At 71.5% G+C, this 19,856-nt stretch carries 16 protein-coding genes; 7 read left to right on the top strand and 9 right to left on the bottom strand.

The features are described from left to right. Positions 1–46: 46 nt before the first annotated feature. From ACX9I7_RS01480 to ACX9I7_RS01470, 3 genes are read right to left on the bottom strand one after another with little or no spacing between them, the layout of a single operon-like run. Positions 47–937, bottom strand: coding sequence for a metal ABC transporter permease (locus tag ACX9I7_RS01480; RefSeq protein ID WP_459386264.1), 891 nt, complete (start codon positions 935–937; stop codon positions 47–49). Further along, positions 937–1,704, bottom strand: a complete 768-nt coding sequence (locus ACX9I7_RS01475; RefSeq protein WP_189452122.1) for a metal ABC transporter ATP-binding protein — start codon at positions 1,702–1,704, stop codon at positions 937–939. Before ACX9I7_RS01475 ends, ACX9I7_RS01480 begins: the two co-directional genes overlap by 1 nt. A gap of 59 nt (positions 1,705–1,763) precedes the next feature. Continuing rightward, entirely contained in the window at positions 1,764–2,783 is a 1,020-nt protein-coding gene (locus tag ACX9I7_RS01470) for a metal ABC transporter substrate-binding protein (RefSeq protein ID WP_387575974.1), read from the bottom strand. 175 nt (positions 2,784–2,958) lie between these two features. Here ACX9I7_RS01470 and ACX9I7_RS01465 point away from each other — a divergent pair, with 175 nt between their 5' ends. From ACX9I7_RS01465 to ACX9I7_RS01455, 3 genes are all read left to right on the top strand, one after another. Beyond that, positions 2,959–4,341 carry a glycine--tRNA ligase gene (locus ACX9I7_RS01465; RefSeq protein WP_189452119.1) on the top strand — a complete coding sequence of 461 codons (1,383 nt, stop codon included), beginning with the start codon at positions 2,959–2,961 and terminating at the stop codon, positions 4,339–4,341. Between the two features lie 172 nt (positions 4,342–4,513). Continuing rightward, positions 4,514–5,755 carry a sensor histidine kinase gene (locus tag ACX9I7_RS01460; protein ID WP_459386263.1) on the top strand — a complete coding sequence of 414 codons (1,242 nt, stop codon included), beginning with the start codon at positions 4,514–4,516 and terminating at the stop codon, positions 5,753–5,755. Beyond that, positions 5,743–6,387: a response regulator transcription factor gene (locus ACX9I7_RS01455; RefSeq protein ID WP_358630988.1), complete on the top strand. Its 645-nt coding sequence runs from the start codon at positions 5,743–5,745 to the stop codon at positions 6,385–6,387. Before ACX9I7_RS01460 ends, ACX9I7_RS01455 begins: the two co-directional genes overlap by 13 nt. Positions 6,388–6,430: 43 nt before the next feature. On the opposite strand, the gene ACX9I7_RS01450 is transcribed toward ACX9I7_RS01455, so the two are convergent. The 3 genes from ACX9I7_RS01450 to ACX9I7_RS01440 all read right to left on the bottom strand — a co-directional run bounded on the left by ACX9I7_RS01450 (position 6,431) and on the right by ACX9I7_RS01440 (position 9,745). Then, on the bottom strand, positions 6,431–7,012 hold the full coding sequence (locus tag ACX9I7_RS01450; protein ID WP_459386262.1) for a TetR family transcriptional regulator: 582 nt from the start codon (positions 7,010–7,012) through the stop codon (positions 6,431–6,433). A 163-nt stretch (positions 7,013–7,175) separates the two neighbouring features. Continuing rightward, positions 7,176–8,180: an aldo/keto reductase gene (locus ACX9I7_RS01445; RefSeq protein WP_387575981.1), complete on the bottom strand. Its 1,005-nt coding sequence runs from the start codon at positions 8,178–8,180 to the stop codon at positions 7,176–7,178. Between the two features lie 107 nt (positions 8,181–8,287). After that, on the bottom strand, positions 8,288–9,745 hold the full coding sequence (locus ACX9I7_RS01440; RefSeq protein WP_387575983.1) for an MFS transporter: 1,458 nt from the start codon (positions 9,743–9,745) through the stop codon (positions 8,288–8,290). A gap of 101 nt (positions 9,746–9,846) precedes the next feature. On the opposite strand from ACX9I7_RS01440, the gene ACX9I7_RS01435 reads away from it, so the two are divergent. From ACX9I7_RS01435 to ACX9I7_RS01420, 4 genes are all read left to right on the top strand, one after another. Further along, positions 9,847–10,770 (top strand): helix-turn-helix transcriptional regulator, encoded by a 924-nt coding sequence (locus ACX9I7_RS01435; protein ID WP_459386261.1) that lies wholly within the window; start codon positions 9,847–9,849, stop codon positions 10,768–10,770. Positions 10,771–10,824: 54 nt separating this feature from the next. Further along, a complete protein-coding gene (gene dusB, locus ACX9I7_RS01430) occupies positions 10,825–11,964 on the top strand; it encodes a tRNA dihydrouridine synthase DusB (protein WP_392757650.1) in 1,140 nt (379 codons plus the stop codon). A 392-nt stretch (positions 11,965–12,356) separates the two neighbouring features. Further along, the gene (gene ppdK, locus ACX9I7_RS01425; RefSeq protein ID WP_387575989.1) at positions 12,357–15,077 is read left to right on the top strand and encodes a pyruvate, phosphate dikinase; all 2,721 of its coding nucleotides are present in this window, start codon (positions 12,357–12,359) and stop codon (positions 15,075–15,077) included. A gap of 482 nt (positions 15,078–15,559) precedes the next feature. Beyond that, a complete protein-coding gene (locus tag ACX9I7_RS01420; RefSeq protein ID WP_387575991.1) occupies positions 15,560–16,609 on the top strand; it encodes an ArsR/SmtB family transcription factor in 1,050 nt (349 codons plus the stop codon). Positions 16,610–16,740: 131 nt separating this feature from the next. Here ACX9I7_RS01420 and ACX9I7_RS01415 read toward each other — a convergent pair whose 3' ends face one another. From ACX9I7_RS01415 to ACX9I7_RS01405, 3 genes are read right to left on the bottom strand one after another with little or no spacing between them, the layout of a single operon-like run. Next, positions 16,741–17,586 (bottom strand): carbohydrate ABC transporter permease, encoded by an 846-nt coding sequence (locus ACX9I7_RS01415; RefSeq protein ID WP_459386260.1) that lies wholly within the window; start codon positions 17,584–17,586, stop codon positions 16,741–16,743. A 2-nt stretch (positions 17,587–17,588) separates the two neighbouring features. Next, positions 17,589–18,509 carry a carbohydrate ABC transporter permease gene (locus tag ACX9I7_RS01410; RefSeq protein WP_459386259.1) on the bottom strand — a complete coding sequence of 307 codons (921 nt, stop codon included), beginning with the start codon at positions 18,507–18,509 and terminating at the stop codon, positions 17,589–17,591. A 1-nt stretch (position 18,510) separates the two neighbouring features. Beyond that, on the bottom strand, positions 18,511–19,773 hold the full coding sequence (locus tag ACX9I7_RS01405; protein WP_459386258.1) for an ABC transporter substrate-binding protein: 1,263 nt from the start codon (positions 19,771–19,773) through the stop codon (positions 18,511–18,513). Positions 19,774–19,856 lie beyond the last annotated feature (83 nt).

Below are 19,856 nucleotides of genomic sequence, written 5' to 3'. Positions count from 1 at the left end.
ACTCCCACCGGGGGTGTTGCCACGACAATTGTGCCAGGCTCGTGGATCAGACCCGGACGTCGTCGGTGGTCGGGCCCGGGGTGGGCTCGTCCAGGGTGCAGCGTTCCTCGGCGACCGCCCGGTCCGCGCGTTTCCTCGCCAGGGGGGTGGCGAGCGCGGTGAGCGCGAGGAAGACGCCGATGGCCATGAGGACGATCGTCGCGCCCGAGGGGACGTCCACGTAGTACGAGGTGACCGTGCCCGAAAGGGTGACCAGGACGCCGATGGCCACGGCCATGGCGAAGGTCGTCGCGAAGCTGCGGGCGAGCTGCTGGGAGGCGGCCACGGGGATCACCATCAGCGCGCTGACCAGCAGCAGGCCGACGACGCGCATGGCGACGGTGACGGTCAGCGCGGCGGTGATCGCGATCAGCAGGTTCAGCACGCGCACCGGCAGGCCGGTGACGCGTGCGAACTCCTCGTCCTGGCAGATCGCGAACAGCTGCCGGCGCAGCCCGACCGTCGTGACGATCACGAACGCGGCCAGGACGCAGATCGCCACGATGTCCTGCTGCGAGACGGTGGTGATCGAGCCGAAGAGGTAGGTGGTGAGGTTGGCGTTGGAGCCGCCGGGGGCGAGGCTCATCAGCATCACGCCGCCCGCCATGCCGCCGTAGAAGAGCAGGGCGAGGGCGATGTCGCCGCGCGCCTTGCCGTAGGAGCGGATCAGCTCCATGATCACGGCGCCGACGACGCAGACGATCGTCGCGACCCACACCGGGCTGGTGTTGAGCAGGAAGCCCAGGCCCACGCCGGTGAGGGCGACATGGCCGATGCCGTCGCCCATCAGCGCCTGGCGGCGCTGGACGAGGTAGACGCCGATGGCGGGCGCGGTGACGCCCACCAGCAGTGCGGCGAGCAGCGCCCGCTGCATGAAGGCGAGTTCGAGAATGTCCATCAGCTCAGCAGCCCCGTTCTGATCGGTTCCGCGGACGGGTCGGCGTGCGGGTGCACATGGTCGTGGCCGGGGAGGGCGTGCTGGCCCACGGCCTTGGGGGGCGGGCCGTCGTGGACGACGCAGCCGTCGCGGAGCACCACCGCGCGGTCGATGAGCGGCTCCAGCGGGCCCAGCTCGTGGAGGACCAGCAGGACCGTGGCGCCGCGGCCGACCTCCTCGCGCAGGGCGTTCGCCAGCACCTCCTGGCTGGCGAGGTCCACCCCGGCCATCGGCTCGTCCATGATCAGCAGTTCGGGTTCGCCGGCCAGCGCGCGGGCGATCAGCACCCGCTGGTGCTGGCCGCCGGAGAGGGCGTTCACGGAGTCCTTGATCCGGTCGGCCATGCCGACCAGCTCCAGCGCCTTGACCACGGCCTCGCGGTCGGCCCTGCGGGTCGGCCCGAGCCTGGTACGGGCCAGCCGGCCGGCGGAGACGACCTCGCGCACGGTCGCGGGCACCCCGCCGGCGGCGGTGGTGCGCTGGGGGACGTAGCCGACGCGGGCCCAGTCGCGGAAGCGGCGGCGCGGGGTGCCGAAGAGCTCCAGCTCGCCGCCGGTCAGCGGCACCTGGCCCACGACGGCCCGGACGGCCGTGGACTTGCCGGAGCCGTTGGCGCCGAGCAGGGCGACGACCTCGCCGCGGCCCACGGTCAGGTCGACGCCGCGCAGGACGGGGCGCGAGCCCAGCGAGGCCGTGGCCCCGCGCAGGGATATGACAGGCCGCTCCATGGGTGCCTCCTCGGGAGTCGCTGTGCTCACTGTGCTTTGTGTGCTCGCTCGGTCCGTGTTCACTTGGTGCCCAGCGCCTTCTGCAGCGCGGCGAGGTTGGACTCCATGACCTCGAAGTAGTCGTGGCCCCTGGACTCGTCCGTGATGCCCTCGAGCGGGTCGAGCACGTCCGTCTTCAGCTTCAGGTCCTTCGCCAGGGTCTTCGCCGTGGCGGGGTTGGCGAGCGTCTCGAAGAAGACCGTGCTGACGTGGTGGTCCTCGGCGAGCTTGTGGAGGTCCTTCATCCGGGCGGCGCTGGGCTCGGACTCCGGGTCGACGCCGCTGATCGCCTCCTCGGTCAGGCCGTAGCGCTCGGCGAGGTAGCCGAAGGCGGCGTGGGTGGTGATGAAGGTGTCCGAGGCCCGGTTCTTCAGGCCCTCGGCGAACTTCTTGTTCAGCGCGTCCAGCTTCGTCCCGAGCGCGGCGGCGTTCTTCTCATAGTCCGCCTTGTGGTCCGGATCCGCCTTGCCGAGCGTCGCGGCGACGCCCTTGGCGACCTCGGCGTACTTCACCGGGTCCAGCCAGATGTGGGGGTCGTCGCTGCCGTCCTCGTGGGCGTGGCCCTCGTGGCCTTCCTCGGGGGAGGAGCCCGAGTGGTTGTCGCCGGTGGTGTGGTGGTGGCCGTCGACCTCGTTGCCGTGCTTCTCCAGCGAGGTCAGGGAGGCCGCGTCGGCGATGTGCTTGTTTCCGGACTGCTTGATCGCCTCGTCGACGGCGGGCTGGAGGCCCTTGAGGTAGACGATCGCGCCCGCGTCGGCCAGCGAGCCGGTCTGCTTGGGGGTGAGCTCGAGATCGTGCGGTTCGACACCGGGCTTGGTCAGGCCGGTGACCTTCACATGGTCGCCGCCGATCTCCTTCGCCAGGAATTCCAGGGGGTAGAACGACGCTATGACCTGCAGCTTTCCATCCGCGGTCCGGCCGTCGGAGCTCATGGCCGAACAGGCGGAGAGGGAGACCAGGCCGAGCGTCGTGGCGATGGCCACGGCGGCGCCGGTTATTCGGCGGCGGGAGCGAACGGGGCGGGTCGGACGTACGTTCATGACACTCATTTTCAACAAAAGTGGAAACGATTGTCAACAGCAGGGCGTCGGCAGCCCGGCTCGTCCGGTTGTGGCTGATTGGGTCAAGCCAAGGCCAGAGCCGATTTGATGAGAGGGGGTGGAGCGCCGGTAACCTGAATCATTCGCTGTTCGTCGTCGCAATGAAGAGAGCACCGTGGCCGCCGACAAGATCGACACCATCGTCAGCCTGAGCAAGCGCCGTGGCTTTGTCTATCCGTGCAGTGAGATCTACGGCGGCCAGCGCGCCGCCTGGGACTACGGTCCGCTCGGCGTGGAGCTCAAGGAGAACATCAAGCGCCAGTGGTGGCGCTACATGGTCACCTCGCGCGAGGACGTCGTGGGTATCGACTCGTCGGTGATCCTTGCCTCCGAGGTCTGGGTCGCCTCCGGCCACGTCGCGACCTTCAGCGACCCGCTGACCGAGTGCACCTCCTGCCACAAGCGCTACCGCGCGGACCACCTGGAGGAGGCCTACGAGGCCAAGCACGGCAAGCTGCCCGAGAACGGCCTGGCCGACATCAACTGCCCGAACTGCGGCAACAAGGGCCAGTTCACCGAGCCCAAGCAGTTCTCCGGCCTGCTCTCCACCCACCTCGGCCCCACCCAGGACTCCGGCTCGGTCGCCTACCTGCGCCCCGAGACCGCCCAGGGCATCTTCACCAACTTCGCCCAGGTCCAGCAGACCTCCCGGAAGAAGCCCCCGTTCGGCATCGCCCAGATGGGCAAGTCCTTCCGCAACGAGATCACGCCGGGCAACTTCATCTTCCGCACGCGCGAGTTCGAGCAGATGGAGATGGAGTTCTTCGTCAAGCCGGGCGAGGACGAGCAGTGGCAGGAGTACTGGATGCAGCAGCGCTGGAACTGGTACACCGGTCTCGGCCTGCGCGAGGAGAACATGCGGTGGTACGAGCACCCGAAGGAGAAGCTCTCCCACTACTCCAAGCGCACCGCTGACATCGAGTACCGCTTCCAGTTCGGCGGCAGCGAGTGGGGCGAGCTCGAGGGCGTCGCCAACCGCACCGACTACGACCTCGGCGCCCACGCCAAGGCGTCCGGCCAGGACCTGTCCTTCTTCGACCAGGAGGCCGGCGAGCGCTGGACCCCCTACGTCATCGAGCCCGCCGCCGGTGTCGGCCGCACGATGCTCGCCTTCCTCCTCGACGCCTACATCGAGGACGAGGCCCCCAACGCCAAGGGCAAGCTGGAGAAGCGCACCGTGCTGCGCCTCGACCCGCGCCTGTCCCCGGTGAAGGTCGCGGTCCTCCCGCTCTCCCGCAACCCGGAGCTGTCCCCGAAGGCCAAGGGCCTCGCGGCGGACCTCCGCAAGAACTGGAACATCGAGTTCGACGACGCGGGCGCCATCGGCCGCCGCTACCGTCGCCAGGACGAGATCGGTACGCCGTTCTGCGTCACGGTCGACTTCGACACGCTCGAGGACAACGCGGTGACGGTGCGCGAGCGCGACACGATGAAGCAGGAGCGGGTTTCGCTCGACCAGATCGAGGGCTACCTCGCCAGCCGCCTCATCGGCTGCTGACACCCCCTTCCTCCGGCCGAGGCCCCGGTTCCCCGCGCTCGCGGGGGCCGGGGCCTCGGCCTTGTCAGGGGGACCGGTCCTTTCGGGCCGGACCGGGGTGGCACCGGCTTCACCACCGGTTCGGGCAGCACTGCCATCGACCGGTCTGACCTGCGCGCTTACCGTGTGACGCATGCGAATTCCCCGGCCGCTCCAGCAGCTCCTCCGCCCCTTCGTCGGGTCGGCCCGTTCCGCCGCCTTTCACGCTGTCGGGGCGCTGATCCAGTGCGGGGCGCTGTTCGCGCTCGCCGTGCCGTGGCTGGACGGGGGGCCGACGCGGGCGTCGAGTTGTCTGCTGGCGCTGGCGGGGATGGTCGCGGTGGTCGGGGCGGCGTCGCCGCTGCTGACCGTCGCCCAGCGGAAGCGGTTCCGGGCGCGACTCGGGGTGGAGATTCCCGCGCCGGCGGCGGCCGGGGGCGTGAAGCGGTGGCTGCGTTCGGAGTCGGCCTGGCGCCAGGTGCGGTACCACCTGGTGTTCGGGCCGCTGATCGCGGCGGGCGCGGTGTGCGTCCTGCTGCTGTGGGCGACTTCCCTCGTCGCCGCCACCGTCTATGTGTGGGTGTGGGCCGTGCCGCCGGAGTACCGGCTGGCCGAGGTGGGCTACGTCGTGCAGGCCGCCTACCTCACCGCCGCCGGGCTCGCCGGGATCTACTGCTCCGCGTGGCTGTCCGGCGCCCTCGCCCGCGTCGACACCCGGGCGGCGCTGAAGCGCCTCGGGCCCAGCCGGGCCGAGCAGCTGGAGCGCCGGGTGGAGGAGGTCACCGAGGCCCGCGCCGGTGTCGTGGACGCCGCCGACGCCGAGCGCCGCCGCATCGAGCGGGACCTCCACGACGGCGCCCAGCAGCGACTGGTGTCCCTCGCCGTCAACCTGGGCCTGGCCAAGATGACGATGCCCGATCTGCCCGACGACGCCCGCAGGGTCATCGACGACGCGCACCGCGAGGCCAAGGAGGCCATCGCCGAACTCCAGGACCTCGTGCGCGGGCTCCACCCCGCCGTCCTGGAGGACCGGGGGCTGGACGCCGCGCTCTCCGGGCTCGCCGAGCGGGCGCCGCTGCCCGTGCGGGTGAAGGTGGACCTCGCCTCCCGGCCCGCCCCGGCGGTCGAGGCCGTCGCCTACTTCGTCGTGTCCGAGGCGCTCGCCAATGTGGTCAAGCACGCCCAGGCGTCGAGGGCGGATGTCACCGTCGAACGCTTCGGGGGCATACTGCTCGTCGTCGTCTCCGACGACGGCGTGGGCGGTGCCGACCCCTCGGGCGGCACGGGACTGGCCGGGCTGGCCAAGCGCGTCGCGTCGGTCGACGGCACGTTCTCGTTCAGCAGCCCCGTCGGGGGCCCGACCGTCGTGACCGTGGAGCTGCCGTGCGCGCTGTGATCGCCGAGGATTCCGTCCTGCTCCGAGTGGGCCTGGTGAAGGTCCTGGAAACGGCCGGATTCGAGGTGGTCGCGGAAGCCGGCGACGCCGAGTCGGCGCTGGCCGCCGTGGAACTGCACCGTCCCGACCTCGCCGTCCTCGACGTGCGGATGCCGCCCGGTTACACGGACGAGGGCGTACGAGCCGCTCTGGTGATGCGCGAACGGTGGCCCGGCACGGCGGTGCTGCTCCTCTCCCAGTACGTGGAGGAGCGCTACGCCACCGAGCTGCTGATCGGCGACACGGCGGGGTTCGGCTACCTCCTCAAGCAACGGGTCGCCGACGTCGAGGAGTTCATCGACGCGCTGCGGCGCGTGGCCGCGGGCGGCACCGCGCTCGACCCCCAGGTGGTCTCCCAGCTGCTGACGCGACGTCACAGCGACCCGCTGGACCGGCTGACGGCGCGCGAGCGGGAGGTCCTGACCGCCATGGCCGAGGGCCGCTCCAACGCGGGCATCGCCGAGCGGCTCGTCGTCAGCGAGAGCGCCGTGGCCAAGCACATCAACAGCATCCTGGCGAAGCTGGACCTGCCGAAGGCCGAGGCCGACCACCGGCGGGTCCTCGCCGTTCTGCGGTTCCTCGGGGTCGGGTGACCCCCGCCCCCTTTCCGGCCGCCCCCTTCCCGCGTGGGTGCGGCTATGCGTGGAGGCCGCGTACGACCAGGTCGCAGACCGCCTCGAAGGCGGTGTCGATCTCCGGCTTCGACCACTCCGCCGCGTAGGCGGGGTCGTGGAAGCGGCTGCTCGCGTCCCAGACGGCGCGGGCCGCCGTCGAGGGCTCGACGGGCCTGAACTCGCCCTCGCCCACTCCGCCTTCGATGATCCGGGCGAGCTGCTCGATCATCGTCGCGATGTGGCGCTCCACGGTGCTGCTGTTCTCGCCGACGAGAACCATGTACGTGGCGAACAGCTCCGGGTCGCCGCCCGCCTTGCGGCGCTTGGCCGCGAAGAGGGCGGCCAGCCAGTCGCGGAGCCGGCCCTCGGCCGGGCCCTCCGCGTCGGCCAGCGCCGACAACTCGGCGTGCGACTGGTCGAGCCAGCGGTCGGTGACCGCCTCCCGCAGGGCGGCCTTGCTGCCGAAGTGGCGGTAGACACTGCCGTGGCTGACCCCCAGCGCGCGGGCCACGTCGACCACGGTGGCCTTTGCGGGGCCGTAGCGGCGCAGCACGTCCTCGGTGGCTTCGAGGATGCGGTCTGACGTCAGCGGTTCCGGCGGCATCGCGGTGTGGGTTCCCTTCGGGGCGGGGGTACGGGTGCGGCTGTTTGTATGACCGACCGTACCCGGGTGCAGGCCGGTGGTCGGTTGTGCCCACCCTCCCCCAGCTACCGCTGGGAGGTGCCCCCAGCCCTGCGGAACGCCTGCCCACAACCGGGTCCGTGCGTCAGTGCTCGCTGTCCAGGTGGGTCATCTGGGAGTCCGGGTAGCGGGCGCCCGCGGCCGAGCCTGCGGGGATCGCTTCCTCGATGGCCGCGAGGTCGTCCGCGTCCAGGGTGAGGTCCAGCGCGCCCAGGGCCTCCTGGAGGCGGTCGCGGCGGCGGGCGCCCACCAGCGGGACGATGTCCTCGCCGCGCGAGAGGACCCAGGCGATGGCGGTCTGCGCGACCGTCGCGCCCCGGCCCTCGGCGACCTTGCGGAGCGCGTCGACGAGGTCGAGGTTGCGCTGGAGGTTCTCGCCCTGGAAGCGCGGGCTCATGCCGCGGAAGTCGTTCGCGGCGAGCTGCCGGTCGCGGCCGAAGTGGCCGCTGATCAGGCCGCGCGAGAGCACGCCGTACGCGGTGATCCCGATGCCCAGCTCACGGCAGGTGGGCAGGATGCGCTCCTCGATGCCGCGCGAGAGCAGCGAGTACTCGATCTGGAGGTCGGCGATCGGGGCGACGGAGGCGGCCCGGCGGATGGTGTCCGCGCCGGCCTCGGAGAGGCCGATGTGGCGGACGTGGCCGGCCTCGACGAGCTCGGCGATGGCGCCGACGGTCTCCTCGATCGGGACGTCCGGGTCGACGCGGGCGATCCGGTAGACGTCGATGTGGTCGACGCCCAGCCGCTGGAGCGAGTAGGCGGCGAAGTTCTTCACGGCGGCGGGACGGCCGTCGTAGCCGGACCAGCCGCCGTCCGGGTCGCGCAGGGCGCCGAACTTCACGCTGGTCAGCGCCTTCTCGCGGTGCGCGGCGGGCGCCGAGCGCAGGGCCTCGCCGATGAGCGTCTCGTTGTGGCCCATGCCGTAGAAGTCACCCGTGTCCAGCAGGGTGACGCCCGCGTCGAGGGCGGCGTGGATGGTGGCGATCGATTCGGCGCGGTCGGCGTCGCCGTAGAGGGCGGACATGCCCATGCAGCCGAGGCCGAGGGCGGAGACCTGGGGGCCGGTGGTGCCGAGGGTGCGGTGCAGCACGGGGACTCCTTCGAAGCGGAGGGCGGAGCGGGGTACGCCAACCACAGTGACACATGGACTGACAGATTTCAATATCTGTCAGTCCATGTGCCGTCCCCCGCCCCTCCTCACGCCACCGTGCGCGGCAATCGCAGGCTCAGCCCCGCCGTGATCACCACCAGCACCAGCTGCACCCCCAGCGTGATCTCCAGCCCCTCCCGCATCCCCACGCCCGGCGCCAGCGACAGGAACAGCGAGCCGAGCGTGGCCACGCCCAGCGCCATGAACGCCTGCTGCGTGGTGACCAGCACCCCGCCGCCCACCCCCGCCTGCGCCACCGGCACCTCGCTGAGCACCAGCCGCATCGTGATCGGCATCAGCAGGCCCTGGCCCAGCCCCTGCACGGCCAGCCCCGGCGCCAGGCCCAGCGCGCCCAGGCCGTCCCAGCCGAACCAGAACGTCGCGCCCACCGTGAGCAGCCCCAGCCCCTGGACGACCGCCCCCGCGGTCACCAGCCGCCGCCCGAACCGCGAGGCCAGCCGGGGGCCCGCCAGCGAGCCGATCAGGAAGGTCGCGCACATCGGCACCAGCGCCGCACCGGCCGCCAGCGGGCCCAGCCGCAGCCCCTCCTGGAGCGCCACCGCGAGGACGAACATGAAGCCGCCCCAGCCGATGGAGAAGGGCACGATCACCGCGAGGCCGTCGCGCACCGAGGGCACCCGCAGCAGCGACGGCGGCACCAGCGGGGTCCGCCCCGCGCGCTCCTCGCGCCGCTCCACGAGCACGAACGCCACCGCCGCGACCGGGAACGTCGCCAGCAGCAGCCACGACCACAGCGGCCAGCCCGTCGAGCGGCCCTCCGTCAGCGGGATCAGCAGCGACACCAGCGTCAGCGACAGCAGGACCGTGCCCCGCCCGTCCACCCGCGTCGGGTTCTCCGAGCGGGTCTCCGGCACCGAACGGACCGCGAGCAGCAGCGCCACCGCCGCGATCGGCGCGTTGATCAGGAAGATCGACCGCCAGCCGGTGCCCAGCACGTCGAACGACACCAGCACGCCGCCGAGCACCTGCCCGACCGCGCTCACCACACCGGCCGTGCCGCTGTACCAGCTCAGCGCCCGGGTGCGCTGTTCGCCGTGCGTCGTGGCCTGAATGGTCGCCAGCACCTGCGGGAGCATCAGCGCCGCCGCCGCGCCCTGCGCGATCCGCGCCGCCACCAGCGTCCAGGCGTCCGGGGCCAGGCCGCACGCCACGGAGGTCACGCCGAAGGCGGCCGTGCCCCACAGGAAGAGCCTGCGCCGGCCCGCCATGTCGCCCAGCCGCCCGCCCAGCACGAGCAGGACCGCGTAGGCGACGCCGTAGCCGCCGACCACCATCTCCAGCAGCGCCGGGCCGGCGTCCAGGTCGTGGTCGATCGTCGGCAGGGCGACGTTGACGATGAAGAAGTCCAGGAACGGCAGCGCCGCTCCCAGGAGGACGGTCGCCAGGCCCAGCGGACTCAGCGCGGGCGAGGAGGACGGCACACGGGCGGAGGGGGAGTCGGGAGTCGTCGGGACGGAGACGGGGGCTATGCGCGGTTCACTCACGGATACGACGATGGCGGTGCCCGGAGCCTGGTACCAGAGTGTCCTTATCCTGGTACCGGCACTACCTGGAAACTGCCTGCGCGGGCCCGCACCCTGGGGTAATGACGACGATGACGTTCGAGCGCTCCGCCGTAATCGTTCCTACGGCGGATGACGTACGCCGCCAGGAGCTGGCGGCCTTTCTCCGCTCCCGCAGGGAGCGCATCACCCCCGAGCAGGTGGGGCTGCCGCGCGGCCCGCGCCGCCGCACGCCGGGCCTGCGCCGCGAGGAGGTGGCCCAGCTCGCCGCCGTGGGCGTCACCTGGTACACGTGGCTGGAGCAGGCCCGGGACATCCAGGTCTCCAGCCAGGTGCTCGACGCCCTCGCCCGGGCGCTGCTGCTCGACCGGGGCGAGCGCGGCCACCTGTTCGCCCTGGCCAACTCCGTCGACCCGCTGCCCGGCACGGACGGCGCCGGCATCACCCCGGCGCTGCGCGAGATGCTGGAGGCGCTCGAACCGCTGCCCGCCTGTGTGCAGAACGCGCGCTACGACATCCTGGCCCACAACCGCTGCTACAACCGGCTGATGGGCGACCTGGACGCCCTGCCGCCGGAGAACCGCAACTGCCTGTGGCTGCACTTCACCGACCCCGTCTGGCGCGCCTCCGCGCTCAACGGGGAGGAGGCCCGGCGGGCCATGGCCGCCAAGTTCCGCGGCGCCATGGCCGAGCACATAGCCGAGCCGGCCTGGAAGTGCCTGCTCAGGCGGCTGCTGGAAGCCTCCGCGGACTTCCGTGAGCTCTGGGCGCGGCACGAGATCATGCCCGTCGACGACCACAAGGCGGCGATCCTCCAGCACAGCCGGGTGGGTCTGCTGCGGCTGAACCACACCAGCCTGTGGACCGGGCCCAACCCCGGCACCCGGCTGATCACCTTCACCCCCGCCGACGAGGACACCCGCGCGGCGCTCCACCGGCTCCACGCCCTCGCGCTCGACGGGGAACGGGGCGTCCTCGACGGGGAACGGGGCGTCTGCGCCGAATGAGGGACAATGGACGGTCAGCCCGACCGTCCGCACCACTTCGAGGAAGCTCCCTCCATGACGCTCCAGATCGGTCCGCACTCCGTGCAGCCGCCGGTGGTCCTGGCCCCCATGGCGGGGATCACCAACGCGCCCTTCCGCACGCTCTGCCGCGAGTTCTCGGGAGGGAAGGGGCTCTTCGTCAGCGAAATGATCACCACGCGCGCGCTCGTCGAGCGCGACGCGAAGACGATGCGGCTGATCCACTTCGACGGGACCGAGAAGCCCCGCTCGATCCAGCTCTACGGCGTCGACCCGGTGACCGTCGGCAAGGCCGTCCGCATGATCGTGGACGAGGACCTGGCCGACCACATCGACCTCAACTTCGGCTGCCCCGTCCCCAAGGTCACCCGCAAGGGCGGCGGCTCCGCCCTGCCGTACAAGCGGAACCTGCTGCGCTCGATCCTCCGCGAGGCCGTCGGCAACGCCGGCGCCCTCCCGGTGACCATGAAGATGCGCAAGGGCATCGACGACGACCACCTCACCTTCCTGGACGCCGGGCGGATCGCCGTCGAGGAGGGCGTCACCGCCATCGCCCTCCACGGGCGCACGGCCGCCCAGCACTACAGCGGCACCGCCGACTGGGAGGCCATCGCGCGCCTCAAGGAGGCCGTGCCGGAGATCCCGGTGCTGGGCAACGGGGACATCTGGTCGGCCGAGGACGCCGTGCGGATGATGCGGGAGACCGGCTGCGACGGCGTCGTGGTCGGCCGCGGCTGCCTGGGCCGGCCCTGGCTCTTCGGCGACCTCGTCGAGGCCTTCGAGGCGGCCGAGGAGGGCCGGGAGCCGTCGTACGCGCGGCCCACGCTCCGCGACGTGGCGGCGGTGATGGTGCGCCACGCCGCGCTGCTGGGGGAGTGGCTGGAGGACGAGCGGCGCGGGGTCATCGACTTCCGCAAGCACGTCGCCTGGTACACCAAGGGCTTCTCGGTGGGCTCGGAGCTCCGGAAGAAGCTGGCAATCGCCTCTTCTCTGGACGAAATGGGCGCTCTTTTGAGCGAGGTCGACCTGGATCAGCCCTGGCCGGTGGGTGCCGACGGGCCGCGCGGGCGGACCTCCGGGCGCGACCGAGTGGTGCTTCCGGACGGCTGGCTCGATGACCCGTTCGATGGCGCAACCGTGGGTACGGAAGCGGAACTGGACACTTCCGGCGGCTGACGGGCCGGTGGACGCGGCGTGATTCTCGCCACCTCTGATAGGTGACACGCTCAGATGAGCGGCCAAATCAGGGGTGCACCTTTCCAAGGGGTGGCACTGCGTGCCACCCCTTTTGGCTTCAACTCCTGATGGCACTCAGCGCCAGACGGCGGGAATCCTCGACGGGGTGTGATGGAGCGATGATTTTCGGTCATCATCTCTTCAGGAGTCGAAGGAGGTGGGGTCAAACCTCAAATGAGCGCTCAACTTTCGATCTGCTGGCGGATGGGTGGTCGCGCCCCCAAGTTGGCGGAGTAGACCTCCAAAACCGCCTTCGATCTGGGTACGCTCCCCGCCGTCAGGGCAGCCCACCCCCTTGCGTCCCGGGAGGCCCCAGTGAGGAGTCGATTCCCGTGCCGGTAACCGAAGATCGCCAGAAGTTCGTCTACGACTTCACCGAGGGCAACAAGGAGCTCAAGGACCTGCTCGGCGGGAAGGGTGCCAACCTCGCCGAGATGACCAACCTCGGTCTGCCGGTGCCGCCCGGCTTCACCATCACCACCGAGGCCTGCAAGGTCTACCTGGAGGGCGGCGAGGAGCCCCCGTCCATGCGCGACGAGGTCACCGCCCACCTGGAGGCCCTCGAGGAGCGGATGGGCAAGAAGCTCGGCCAGGCCGACAACCCGCTGCTGGTCTCGGTCCGTTCGGGCGCCAAGTTCTCCATGCCCGGCATGATGGACACGGTCCTCAACATCGGCCTCTCCGACGAGTCCGTGGCCGGCCTCGCGGTCCAGGCCGGCGACGAGCGCTTCGCCTGGGACTCCTACCGCCGCCTCATCCAGATGTTCGGCAAGACCGTCCTCGGCGTCGACGGCGAGCTCTTCGAGGACGCGCTGGAGGAGGCCAAGCGGGCCAAGGGCGTCACCACCGACGTCGACCTCGCCGCCGAGGACCTCAAGGCCCTGGTCGCGCGGTTCAAGGACATCGTCGCCAAGGAGACCGGCCGGGACTTCCCGCAGGCCCCCCGCGAGCAGATGGACCTCGCCATAAGGGCGGTCTTCGACTCCTGGAACGGCGACCGCGCCAAGCTCTACCGCCGCCAGGAGCGCATCCCCGGCGACCTGGGCACCGCCGTCAACATCTGCTCCATGGTCTTCGGCAACCTCGGCCCCGACTCCGGCACCGGCGTCGCCTTCACCCGCGACCCCGCCAGCGGCCACCAGGGCGTCTACGGCGACTACCTGCAGAACGCCCAGGGCGAGGACGTCGTCGCGGGCATCCGCAACACCATGCCGCTCGCCGAGCTGGAGCGCATCGACAAGGCCTCCTACGACCAGCTCATGCAGATCATGGAGACCCTCGAGACGCACTACAAGGACCTGTGCGACATCGAGTTCACCATCGAGCGCGGCAAGCTGTGGATGCTCCAGACCCGCGTCGGCAAGCGCACCGCCGGCGCCGCCTTCCGCATCGCCACCCAGCTCGTGGACCAGGGCCTCATCGACGAGGCCGAGGCGCTCCAGCGCGTCACGGGTGCCCAGCTCGCGCAGCTGATGTTCCCGCGCTTCGACGAGAAGGCGAAGACCGAGCTGCTGGGCCGGGGCATCGCCGCCTCGCCGGGCGCCGCCGTGGGCCGGGCCGTCTTCGACTCGTACACCGCCGTCAAGTGGTCCCGCTCCGGCGAGAAGGTCATCCTGATCCGCCGCGAGACCAACCCCGACGACCTCGACGGCATGATCGCCTCCGAGGGCATCCTGACCTCGCGCGGCGGCAAGACCTCGCACGCCGCCGTCGTCGCCCGCGGCATGGGCAAGACCTGTGTCTGCGGCGCCGAGGAGCTGGAGGTCGACACCAAGCAGCGCAAGATGACCGCCCCCGGCGGCGTGGTCGTCCAGGAGGGCGACGTCGTCTCCATCGACGGCTCCAGCGGCAAGGTCTACCTGGGCGAGGTCCCGGTCGTCCCGTCCCCGGTCGTCGAGTACTTCGAGGGCCGCATGCACGCGGGCGCCGACGACGCCGACGAGCTGGTCCAGGCCGTGCACCGGATGATGGCCTACGCCGACCGCATGCGCCGGCTGCGCGTCCGCGCCAACGCCGACAACGCCGAGGACGCGCTGCGCGCCCGCCGCTTCGGCGCCCAGGGCATCGGCCTGTGCCGCACCGAGCACATGTTCCTCGGCGAGCGGCGCGAGATGGTCGAGCGGCTGATCCTGGCGGACACCGACACCGAGCGCGAGGAGGCACTCAGTGCCCTTCTCCCGCTGCAGAAGGCCGACTTCGTGGAGCTCTTCGAGGCCATGGACGGGCTCCCGGTCACCGTCCGCCTCCTCGACCCGCCGCTGCACGAGTTCCTGCCCGACATCACCGACCTGTCGGTGCGCGTCGCCCTCGCCGAGGCGCGGCACGAGGCGCACGAGAACGACCTGCGCCTCCTCCAGGCCGTGCACAAGCTGCACGAGCAGAACCCGATGCTGGGTCTGCGCGGCGTCCGTCTCGGCCTGGTCATCCCCGGTCTGTTCGCCATGCAGGTCCGGGCGATCGCCGAGGCCGCCGCCGAGCGCAGGAACGCCAAGGGCGACCCGCGAGCCGAGATCATGATCCCGCTGGTGGGCACCGTCCAGGAGCTGGAGATCGTCCGCGAGGAGGCCGAGCGCGTCATCGCCGAGGTCGAGGCCGCGAGCGGCACCGGTCTCAAGCTGCCGCTGGGCACGATGATCGAGCTGCCGCGCGCCGCGCTGACGGCCGATCAGATCGCCGAGGCCGCCGAGTTCTTCTCCTTCGGCACCAACGACCTCACCCAGACCGTGTGGGGCTTCTCCCGCGACGACGTCGAGGCCAGCTTCTTCACCGCCTACCTGGAGAAGGGCATCTTCGGCGTCAGCCCCTTCGAGACCATCGACAAGGACGGCGTGGGCTCCCTCGTCCGCGCCGCCGCCAAGGCCGGCCGGGCCACCCGCCCCGACCTCAAGCTGGGCGTCTGCGGTGAGCACGGCGGCGACCCCGAGTCGGTGCACTTCTTCCACGAGGTGGGCCTGGACTACGTCTCCTGCTCCCCGTTCCGGGTGCCGGTGGCGCGGCTGGAGGCCGGGCGCGCGGCGGCGCTGAACGGCAAGGGCGGCAGCGACAGCCGCTGAGTGCCGGGCCGGTTGGCGACCGGCCGCACAAGCCCCGGAGCCGTCATTGGGATGACCTCGACCCTCAGACCCTCGACGGCTCCGGATCAACGGAGGGGCGGCACCCGTGCGGGGGGCCGCCCCTCCGGCATGCCGTGCCGGGGGCGGGGCCGGTAACCCCGCCGTAACGGGCCCGTCAGGCCCGGGACATGGCGAAGGGGCGGCGCCCGTGCGGGAGCGCCGCCCCTCTTTACTCCCCCACCGGGAGTTGTTGCCGCCCGCATCGGCTCGGGCGGCAACTCGCGTACTCAGCGACCGCTTTTTCGCTCGCCACCCCCCACGGGAACGAGCGGGGCGGCCCTGAGTGCGTGAATAGCATTTCGCTTCTGCGATGTTCGCCGCGAGTCCTTTCAACTGTGGCCAAAAGGGCGTGGTAACACCTCGTATCGGTGTGCATACTCAGTGAGCGGGGGGTGGTGACGGATGTCTCATGTGGGGGTTTGGTGCTGCGTGTCCATTTCACTGGACTCGATCTGGCCCGGTTGCGCCTGGCCGGCGACCCGGACGTGCTCTGGGAAACCGTATTGAGCCTGCACCGGCTGCGGGACAAACAAGGCGAGTCGATCTTTGGCGATTGGCGCTCGGAAACCCGCGCTCGGTTGAATGGTGAAACGCGGCTGCTGGCGCCGCTGGTTCCGCCCCGGGGATATTTCCCGGACTTCCTCACACCCCCCGAAGGGTTACTCGGACTCGAGTCCGGCATGGAAGCGCTGCGGGCCACCCCCGCCGACCGGGTGCACGACGAACTCGGCCGGCTGTCCACCGTCCGCACCCTGCCGGCTTGGATACGATCGCTCGCCGAGGGGGACTCCCGGGCGTTCGGGAAGCTGATCGGCGCCCTCCACGCCTACCACCAGGCGGCCATCGCCCCGTACTGGGCGCACATCCAGGCCCAGATCGAGGCGGACCGCGCCGTGCGCGGCCGGGCGCTGCTCGACGGCGGGGCCGACGCGCTGCTGTCCTCGCTGCCGCCGACGATGCGCTGGCAGGCGCCCGTACTCGAGGTCGACTACCCCGTCGACCGCGATCTGTACCTCAACGGGCGCGGGCTGGTGCTCCTGCCCTCGTTCTTCTGCCGCCGCACCCCGGTGACGCTCCAGAACACCGAGCTCACGCCCGTGCTGGTCTACCCGGCCCGGACGATGTCGGAGACGGCGCCCGTCGTCCCCGAGGCGCCGCGCTCGCTGGGCAAGCTCGTCGGCCACACGCGTTCGGCGGTGCTCGGCTCCATAGGGGGCGGCTGCACGACGAGCGAACTGGCCCGCAGGGTGGGCGTGTCGGCGGCCTCGGCCAGCCAGCACGCGGGCGTCCTGCGCGAGGCCGGGCTGGTGCTGACCCTGCGGCACGGCAGCGCGGTGATGCACACCCTCACCCCGCTCGGCGCCGCGCTGCTGCGCGGCGGCCACCGCGGCCCGGGCCACGGCGCACGGCGTCAGTCGTCGATCCCCGACCGCTCCACCCCGGCGACGATGCTGCAGTCTCCCGGGGGGTAACCCCCGGACCCCCAGCCGGGGCGTGGCGCACCGTGTCAGTCGTCGATCCCCGACCGCTCCACCCCGGCGACGATGCTGCAGTCTCCCGGGGGGTAACCCCCGGACCCCCAGCCGGGCCGTGGCGCACCGTGTCAGTCGTCGATCCCCGACCGCTCCACCCCGGCGACGATGTAGCGCTGGAGGAAGAGGAAGACCAGCAGCAGCGGCAGGATCGAGACCGCGGCCGCCACGAACAGCTCGTGGACGGTGACGGTCTGCGCGGTCGTGAAGGTCGACAGGGCCACCTGGACGGTCCACGAGCTCCGCCCCTGGCCGATGACCAGCGGCCACAGGAAGGAGTTCCACGCGCCGATGAACACGATGGTGCCCACCGCCGCGAACACCGGCCGGGAGTTGGGCACCACGACGCGCCAGTACGTGCGCCAGTGCCCCAGCCCGTCGACCTGCGCCGCGTCCTCCAGCTCCCGGGGGAAGCCCAGGAAGTACTGGCGGAAGACGAAGCACGCGAAGGCGCTGAAGAGCGTCGGCACGATCAGCCCGCGCAGCGAGGAGACCCACCCGAGCGAGGACACCAGCACGAACGACGGCACGAACGTCACCGCCGCCGGCACCATCAGGGTGCCCAGGATCGCGTAGAGGACGGCGTTCGCGTGGCGGTAGGGGATCCTGGCCAGCCCGTAGCCCGCGAGGGAGGCGAGCAGCAGGGTGCCGACCGTCGTCGCAACCGCGATCAGCGCCGAGTTCAGCAGGGCGTGGGCCATCGGCACGTCCGGGTCGGCGAACAGCTCCCGCACGTTCGACCAGCGCGGGTCGCGCGGGAACAGCGTCCAGCCGGGCGCGGTGATCTCCGCCTCGGAGGCCAGCCCGTTCCGCACGAGCAGATAGAAGGGCAGCAGGAACAGCGCGGCGAGCGCGCTCAGCAGCGCCAGGCGCAGGGTGCGCCCCGCGCGGGCGAGGGCGTCGTGGGAGTCGGGCACGGCTACGCCTCCTCCGTGCGGCCCAGTCCCGCCCAGCGGGCCTGCACGATCGTGACGACGGCGATGACGAGCGCCAGGACCACCGCTCCCGCGCTGCCCAGGCCCAGGTCCTGACCCTGGCCGAGGGCGAGGTAGTAGAGGTGGACCAGCGGAGGGCGGGCGTAGGGCGGATAGCCGCGCGCGTCGGAGAGCAGGTTGTAGAACTCGTCGAACGCCTGGAAGGAGTTGATGACCAGCAGCAGGACCACGGCCACGGACGTCGCGCGCAGCGCCGGGAAGGTGATGTGGCGGAAGGTCTGCCAGCCGGGGCGGGCGCCGTCGAGCGCGGCCGCCTCGTAGAGCCGGACCGGGATCCGCTGGAGTCCGGCCAGGAACAGCACCATGTAGAAGCCGCTCTGGAGCCAGAGCCGGACGGTGACGACGACCAGCCAGTACCAGGGCGGGTCGGGGGTCGCCAGCCAGGCGACGGGGTCGGCGCCGAACCAGCCGAGGACGGTGTTGGCCAGCCCGAAGCGGACGCCGTTGAACACCGACAGCTTCCACACCAGCGCGGCGACGACGTACGAGCAGGCGGTGGGCAGGAAGAACACCGAGCGGAAGAACGCCTGGGCGACGCGCAGCCGGTTCACGGCCAGGGCCAGACCGAGGGAGAGCGCGTAGGTGGCGGGGACGATGAAGGCGGTGAAGACCGCGAACGTCACGAGGGACGAGCGGAAGGCCGGATCGCCCAGCACCGTCGCGTAGTTGTCCAGGCCCACGAAGTCGGTGGGGGAGACGGTGTTGTGGGCGTCGAAGAAGCTCAGCCAGACGCTCCACAGCAGCGGTACGTAGGTGAAGAGCGCGAGCCCGGCCGCGAACGGGCCGACGAACACCCAGAACCAGAGGGCGCGGCTGTGCCGCCGCCGTACGCCGGTGGCGGGCATGTCAGTTCCCCTTCCGTACGCGCGTGAGCTCGTCCTCGGTCCTGCGGACCGCCGCCCTCAGCTGGGCGGCCGGGTCGGCGCCCTCCTGGATGACGCGGTGCAGCGCGTCCTGGTAGGCGACCTGGCTCGCGGGCGTCCACAGCAGGGGCTGTGCGTAGCCGTGGTCCTTGGTGAACCGCACCACCTCCGCCGCCGGGCCGGTCGCGAGCCGGTCCGCCTTCGCGGCGAGGGAGGCGCGGGCGGGGATGTGGAAGCCGTAGGAGAGCGCGAAGTCGAGCTGGTGGTCGGCCCGTTCGACCCACAACCACTTCACGAACGCCTTGGCCGCGTCCCGGTGCCCGCTGCGGGCGTTCACGGCGGCCGCGTACGCGCCGACGGGCACGGCGGGCCGGCCGGCGGGGCCGTCCGGGGGGAAGGGCAGGACGCCGAAGTCGTCGCCGAGCTCCTTCTTGATCCGGGGCAGTGCCCACAGCCCGGACCACTGCATGGCCGTGAGCCCCTGGACGAAGGCGGACGGGTCGGACCAGTCGGTGGGCGCGCCCAGCAGCAGCGATTTGTCGGCGTACAGCCGGTGGAGTTTGCCGAGGGTGCGGGCGGCGGCCGGGTCGTCGAAGCCGGCCTTGCCGTCCGGGGTGACGAGGGACAGCCCGGCGGCGTACAGGGGCGTGCCGGCGAGGACGCCCGCGCCGCCGTCGTTGCCGAGGAAGAGGCCCTTCGTCCTCGTCTTCCGGTCGGTGAGCCGCGCGGCGGCGTCGATCAGTTCGTCGAGGGTGTGGGGCGGGCTCACGCCGGCGGCGGAGAGGAGGCTCTTGCGGTAGTAGAGCAGCTGGGTGTCGACGACCTGGGGGACGCCCCAGAGGCGGCCGCCGTGGGTGCGGGGCGTGAGGACGGCGGGGAGGTAGTCGTCCCGGACGTCGCTGATGAGGTCGGTGACGTCGGTGACCTGGCCGCTGCGGATCTGGTCCAGGGTGGGCCCGGTGGTCTCGAAGACGTCGGGCCCGGAATCGGTGAGCAGCGCGGCGGCGGTCTGCTGGTCGTAGTTGCCGGGCCGCCACTCGACGTGGACGTCGGCGCCCGGATACGCGGCCGCGTACCGGCCGACGGCCTGCCGGGTGCCCACCTCGCCGTACTGGTGATACCACTGCGTCAGCCGCGTGCGGGAACCTTCGGCGCCGCGGCCGGTGTTGGAGCCGCACGCGGTCGCCGCGGCGGCCAGCCCCAGGCCGGCTCCGCCGGCCAGGAGCTGTCTACGGCTGATCGGCATCCGGGCTCTCCCCTCGCGCTTCCGTCGTGAGGTCAACGATCAGCGATGGAAGGCGATGTCGAACAGAGGGGTGGACGTCGGAT

The sequence above is a fragment of the Streptomyces sp. L500 genome, from assembly GCF_054551825.1.
Note: the sequence above shows the minus strand (reverse complement) of the source record. Positions and strands in the feature narration are given on the sequence as shown.